We start from the raw sequence: 6,577 nt of genomic DNA, 5'->3' as shown, positions 1-6,577 counted from the left end.
CGGCAACCGCACCCGGGTCACCGTCAAAAAGAACAAGGTCGCCCCCCCCTTCAAAGTCGCCGAGTTCGACATCATGTACAACGAGGGCATCAGCACCGAAGGCGACCTCATCGACCTCGGCGTGGAGCAGGATATCATCACCAAGCGGGGCAGCTTCTACAGCTATGGCGACATCCGCCTGGGCCAGGGTCGGGAGAATGCCAAGCAATTTCTGGCCGAAAACCCGGACCTCATGGCCGAGATCGACGCCAAGATTCGGGAGGCCTTTGGGCTGCCTGTCAACCTGGTGCCCCGCGCCGGGGGGACAGAGGCCAATGAAGGCAAATCCACCCCCGCCCCCAAGAAAACCTCGACCAAAGCCGGCAGCCGCAGCGCCCTGGCTGACGATGAGCTGGCGGAAGAGCTGGACGACATGGATCTGGTGGACGAGGAGGTGGAAGTCCCCGACGATCTGGATGACGCAGCCTGAAGCAGGTCCAGGCGGTGGCCACACGGTTTGGCCAGCCGGGGAAGCGCCGGTTTGTCGTAGGGACGGCTCCCAGCCGCCCGATGTCGCTAGGTCCGGGGGATGAAGAAACGGCGACGAAGCGCTGGACAGGATGTAGGGGCGAAAAATTTTTCGCCCCCCCGATTGGCCCCGGGCAGGTGAAGGGACGGCGCTGGATACGCAGCTACGAGCTGCGCCTACGACGGGACGACCCTTGCCGTAGGTGCGGCCTCTGGCCGCACGATTTCGCCAGGTCCGGACAGGTGAAGGGACGACGACGGCTGCGCAGCTACGAGCTGCGCCTACCGTGGGGCACCCATTTCCTGTAGGGGCGGGCCTTCGTGCCCGCCCGACGTTGCCATCACCAGGCGCCAGAGAATGCCGGCTTCCTGGTGCCATGCGCCCCTTTTCCCCTCCCCATTCTTGACGGATTCCCCAAAGCCATGAACAATAGGCTGCATCCAAGCCGTAGCACGGCCATCAGCGCCTGCGGCGGTTTGGATTGAGATCAGCCTGTTTGTAGCGGTTTATTGCGCCGATCCCAAACCTGCTGGCCCGGCGCAGAAAAGACACGAGTTCATGGTTCAGACGCCCTCCCATCCAGAATCCGGGCCCCCGCGCTCAGCCAATTCGGGGGCTCCCTTTTCCTTTGTGCTCCATCGAACCGATGGGGCAGCTCGGCTGGCGACCTACCACACGCCCCATGGCGCCATCCAGATGCCTGCCTTCGCCCCGGTGGGCACCCAGGCCAACGTCAAGACCCTGGAACCCCGGGATCTCCACGAGCTGGGCTGCCAGATCATCCTGGCCAATACCTACCACCTCTACCTGCGGCCAGGGCACCGTCTCATCCAGAAGCTGGGCGGCCTCCATCGTTTCATGGCGTGGGACGGCCCCATCCTGACCGACTCGGGCGGCTATCAGGTCTTCAGCCTGGCCGACCAGCGCCAGCTGGACGACGACGGCGTGACCTTCCGCAGCCATATCGATGGCAGCCTGCACCGCTTTACGCCCGAAATGGTCATGGAGATCGAGCAGGCTTTGGGGCCGGATATCGCCATGGTCCTCGACGAATGCCCCGATCCCCTGGACCGGGCCTATAACCGCCAGGCGCTGGACCGCACCCACCGCTGGGCAGAGCGGTGCAAGGCCAGCCATACCCGCCCGGATCAGGCCCTCTTCGGCATCGTCCAGGGGGGGATCTTCCCCGACCTGCGCCAGGAGAGTGCGGCTTTCCTCACCCAGCTGGACTTCCACGGCTACGCCATCGGCGGCCTGGCCGTGGGCGAGACCAAAGAGCAGATGTACGCCACCCTGGACGAGACCTGCCCGGCCCTGCCGCAGGAGAAGCCCCGCTACCTCATGGGCGTAGGCGCGCCGGAGGACATCGTGGAGGCCGTGGCCCGGGGCGTGGACCTGTTCGACTGTGTGCTGCCCACCCGGATCGCCCGCAACGGCTCCCTGCTCACGCCGGAAGGTCGCATCAATCTGCGCAACGCGCGCTTCGCCGAAGATCCCCGTCCAGTGCAAGAAGACTGTGGCTGTTACACCTGCCGGACCTTCAGCCGGGCCTACTTGCGCCACCTCTACAAGGCAGGGGAGATCAGCGCGCTGCGCCTGGGCACCATCCACAACGTTTACTTCCTCATGGAACTCATGCGCCAGATCCGGGCCGCCATCGCGGCCGGCACCTTTGCCGATTTCCGGGCGGCCTTCCTGGAGCGGTATCAGATCAGCAATCAGCAGGTGCGCCACGAGCAACGCCAGCGACGTATCCAGGCCATGCGCGGCTGAGGTGGATTCACCTGTGGATCCTAAATCGAAGAGTGCAAGACGAAAGTGAGGCGACAGGTTGAGCGAAATCATCCGGGCCATCATCCTGGGCGTTGTCCAGGGCGCCACCGAGTTTATCCCCGTCAGCAGCAGCGGCCACCTGGTCATTGTGCCCTGGCTGCTGGGGTGGCAGCCCGAATCCCTGCTCTTTGACACGGTCCTCCACTGGGGCACCTTGCTGGCCATCCTGATCATCTTCTGGCGGGACTTCTGGCTGATTTTCCTGGCCGTGCTGACCAGCCTGGTCCGACGCTCCCTGGCCGATTTCCATGCCCGCCTGGGGTGGTTTATCGTGGTGGGCAGCATCCCCGCGGCCGTCACCGGCCTGCTCCTCAAGGATCCTCTGGAGGCTCTCTTCGCCAGTCCGACAGCAGCCGCTGGCTTTCTCCTGATCACTGCCCTGGTGCTGGTGGCCAGCGAGCTGCTGGCGAAACGGCTGGTCACCCTCTCTCGCCTGGAACAGCTGCGCTTTGGGGATAGCCTGATCATCGGGTTGGCCCAGGCCCTGGCCCTGGCGCCCGGCATCAGCCGCAGCGGCACCACCATCGCCGCCGGGCTGGCCCGGGGTCTGCGGCGGGACGACGCGGCCCGCTTCAGCTTCTTGTTGGGCACGCCTGCCTTTTTGGGCGCCGGCCTGCTGCAGCTGATGGACAGCCTGGCGGTGAATCCGGCCCAGGTTCAGGCCCAGTTGCCTGCGCTGGCTGTGGGCTTCCTGGCCAGCGCAGTGACCGGAGTGTTGGCCATTCGCTTTTTATTGAACTACCTGCGCAGCCGCAGCCTGTACATCTTTGCGGTGTACTGCTGCCTGCTGGGGCTCCTGGTTCTGGCACTCAACCTCGCCTGAAGCATGGAGATGAGCGCAGCCTGCCGGGCAGAACAGAGACACCGAAGCTGGAGGAGGCCTTTCCGCTGGTGGAGATGGGGGCTGTGGATCTTGGCCGCCACCACGCTCACCGCATGCAGCCAGCTAGCGGTGGCGACACCTCGCCCCACCACGATCACCATTGCCGGCGCCACGGCCATGCATCCGGTCTTGCGCGCCCTGACCGCCGCCTTCAACCAGCAACACCCCAGTACCCTGTTCGTGATCCGGGGTGGGGGCAGCACCCTGGGCGAACAGCAGGTGGCGTCCGGGCAGGTGGATCTGGCGGCCAGCACCCTGTGGCCGGCCCAGGAGTCTCCGGGCAATGGCTCCTCTCCCAGGCCGGCGTCCCGGCTGACCCGCATCCCCATCGGCCTGGACGGCATCGCCGTGGTGGTGCACCCCAGCAACCGGGTGGAAGGCCTGACCATGACTCAACTCCAGGAGATCTACAGCGGGCGCATCCTGGACTGGCAGGAGGTGGGTGGAACGCCCGGAGATATCCTGTTGGTAAGCCGGGAGGACGGCAGCGGCACCCGCCGTGCGTTCGAAGAGCGGGTGATGGGCGACGAGCCCGTGTCGCTGACGGCCGTGGTGATGCCCACCAGCCAGGACGTGGTGGAGTTCGTGGCCAAGACGCCCCAGGCCATCGGCTACGTCTCCCTGGCCTATGTGCCGGCGCCCGGCGAGCCTGGCAGCGGAACGCCCGAAGCCGTGGAGACGCCCACCCCTGCCACCCTCCGGCCGCTTCGGGTCTTGCCCATCGATGGTGTCTGGCCCACCCCAACCAGCCTGCGGGATCAGAGCTATCCCTTGTTGCAGCCCCTGTACCTGGTCAGCCGCGGGGAACCCCGGGGCAATGTGCGCCAGTTTGTGGACTTCGTGCTCAGCCCCGCCGGCCAGGAAATCGTAGGTCGCTTCCACCTGCCGGTACGCTGAGCGATGACGGGCGGGTCCCCGTGCCCGCCCCTACGGAAACGGGTGCCATGTCGTAGGCGGGACGAATCATGATTCGTCCCTACTGCTGCGCTTCACCGCCGCCCCTTCACTCGTCCAAAGTGCATGCACCTGGAAAGGTTCGGATTTCAAAAGGCCCCAGAGGAAAACTCCGCATTCTCTGCGGTGTTTTGGCAGGAGCATCATTTGCTGAATTTTCACCCTTGTGCTATACTGGGGCTGTGAGAGTTGCGGCCCACTGTCATGTGGGGACCGACATGGGACTGGCATAGCACGCGAAAGCGTCACCTTCCCCAGTCGTCGCCCAGGCAGTGGAGAAGTCGCCCTCCAGCGGGGTCGTCGGTCGCAGCAGCTTGTCTCAACTCAGGGTTGTTTGGCGAAAGTGGGTGACCCCCACTTTTCTTGTTGTATGGGATCTTTTCGCGCAGCCCCTGCAAAGAACGGTTGCGCCCTGGCGGTTCGGTTTGTTGGATTTGTGTTGGCTGGTGGGTTTTCGCCGGGATTTACTAGCGGTTGACTCATCGCCCTCTCTGGGGCCTGTCTGTACAAGTGAATCCATCGTTTCCAGGGCCGTCAGCGGCCCGGCAGGCTTGCAGCAGGGGAAAGTGAGCGGAGTTTTTTGGTGGCGAGGAGTGTAGATCAAAACCATGTCGAAAGCTTTGATTGCTGGTATCAACCAGGTTGCATCCGATAAAGGCCTCGATCGGGAGGTCATCTTCGAGGCAATTGAAGCAGCGTTGATCTCGGCCTATAAGCGAAATTACGGATCGATCGCCAATGTCACGTCGGAAGTGGACCGGCTGACGGGCGAAATGCGGGTTTATGCCGAGCGGGAAGTGGTGGAAGAGGTTCTCAACCCTCGCACCGAAATCACCCTGGAAGAGGCACGCCGCATCAAGCCGGACGCCCAACTGGGCGACATCATCCGGGTCCCCACCCAGCCGGCGGACTTTGGCCGCATTGCCGCGCAGGCAGCCAAGCAGGTGATCCTGCAGCGCATCCGCGAAGCCGAGCGGGACACCGTCTTTGAAAACTTCGCCCACCGGGTCGGCGAAGTGATCAACGCTCAGGTTCGCAGCACCGACAATGCCTCCGGAGCGGTGACGGTCATGTTGGACGAAAAGCACGAGTCCATCCTGCTGCGGGAAGAGCAGATTCCCGGCGAGCGCCTGCGGCGGGGCGACTACGTGAAGGTCTACATCGTGGACGTCCACAAGAGCACCCGGGGGCCGGTCATCAAGCTGAGCCGCACCCACCGCAACCTGCTGCGCCGCCTGATGGAACAGGAGATTCCCGAGGTGCGGGATGGGGTGGTGGAGATCAAGGCCATCGCCCGGGAGCCCGGCGCCCGCAGCAAGGCTGCCGTCATCGCCACCGTGCCCGGGGTCGACCCGGTGGGCAGCTGCGTGGGCATGCGGGGCCTGCGTATCCAGAACATCGTCAACGAGCTGGCCGGCGAAAAGATCGACGTGGTGGAATGGAGCCCGGACACGGCCACCTACATCGCCAACGCCCTCAGCCCGGCCAAAGTCAACAGCGTCCTCCTGGACGACAGCGGCCCCATCAAGACGGCCATCGTGGTGGTACCCGACCGCCAGCTCAGCCTGGCCATCGGCAAAGAGGGCCAGAACGCCCGCCTGGCTGCCAAGCTAACCGGCTGGCGCATCGACATCAAAAGCGAAAGCGAGGCCATGGAAGAGGGCCTGGATCGCCTCATCGCCGAGCAGGCCAAGAACCGCCGGTCCGACGACCTGCTGAGCATGGCCGAACGCTTCCTGCAGCAGAGCGAACAGGCGCCCAGCACCGAGGACCTCTTCAGCAAGGCCGCCAAGGCCCTGGAGGAGATGGAAGCCCGCCGGGCCGAGGCCGAGGAAGAAGGGTCCCTGCTGCCGCCTGTGGAGATGCCCGATCTGCCCCTGGAGGCGCCCAAGTCCTTCGACGACTTCTGGCCTGTCGAGGAAGAGAGCCCCGAGACGCCCGCCCTGGAACAGGAGACGCCGGCGGTGGAATGGCCGGAGTTGCCGCCCGAGGAGCCCCCCATCGGGGAGCTGGCCGGGCCTTTGGCAGAGGCCGACGAAGAAGACGATGGCTTGCCTCCGGAGGGCCTGCCGGCCGATGTCACCCGGGTGGACGAACTGCCCGAAGTCATCACCGCGGACATGTTGCGTGCCCGCAAGAATGTGGACTTCAACTTTGAGGAGATTGAGATTCCACCGGAGCTTCTGGCGGGCATCGACGAGGATGATGATCTCTGGGATGACGAAGAGCTGCCCAAGGGCAAAAAGAAGAGCAAGCCCCGGGCCAAGGCCAAGAAGGGGGGCAAGCCCGATGCAGGCAAGCCCAAGGGCAAAAAGCGGCCTCGTCCCCTGGTGGAAGACGACGAGTACGACGAATATTTGTAACCCGGGACGGCTGGCGCCTGTGGGCGGGATATCGTT

General features: G+C 64.5%; 4 protein-coding genes and 1 pseudogene. All 5 read left to right on the top strand.

Annotated features, from left to right (window positions below):
* Window positions 1-469 (top strand): annotated as a pseudogene (locus tag FKZ61_RS18375) (hypothetical protein); the annotation flags it as partial.
* A gap of 669 nt (window positions 470-1,138) precedes the next feature.
* Window positions 1,139-2,281, top strand: coding sequence for a tRNA guanosine(34) transglycosylase Tgt (gene tgt / locus FKZ61_RS18370; RefSeq protein ID WP_229964313.1), 1,143 nt, complete (start codon window positions 1,139-1,141; stop codon window positions 2,279-2,281).
* 58 nt (window positions 2,282-2,339) lie between these two features.
* Window positions 2,340-3,164, top strand: coding sequence for an undecaprenyl-diphosphatase UppP (gene uppP, locus FKZ61_RS18365; RefSeq protein ID WP_141611599.1), 825 nt, complete (start codon window positions 2,340-2,342; stop codon window positions 3,162-3,164).
* Window positions 3,165-3,254: 90 nt separating this feature from the next.
* The gene (locus tag FKZ61_RS18360; RefSeq protein ID WP_170199973.1) at window positions 3,255-4,121 is read left to right on the top strand and encodes a phosphate ABC transporter substrate-binding protein; all 867 of its coding nucleotides are present in this window, start codon (window positions 3,255-3,257) and stop codon (window positions 4,119-4,121) included.
* Window positions 4,122-4,786: 665 nt separating this feature from the next.
* Window positions 4,787-6,541, top strand: a complete 1,755-nt coding sequence (gene nusA / locus FKZ61_RS18355; protein WP_141611597.1) for a transcription termination factor NusA — start codon at window positions 4,787-4,789, stop codon at window positions 6,539-6,541.
* Window positions 6,542-6,577 lie beyond the last annotated feature (36 nt).

The sequence above is a fragment of the Litorilinea aerophila genome (assembly GCF_006569185.2).
Classification (GTDB): domain Bacteria; phylum Chloroflexota; class Anaerolineae; order Caldilineales; family Caldilineaceae; genus Litorilinea; species Litorilinea aerophila.
Note: the sequence above shows the minus strand (reverse complement) of the source record. Positions and strands in the feature narration are given on the sequence as shown.

What these genes read in the sequence shown, in the direction of transcription:
- nusA (WP_141611597.1), top strand. Translation starts at nt 4,787, where the DNA reads ATGTCGAAAGCTTTGATTGCTGGTATCAACCAGGTTGCATCCGATAAA.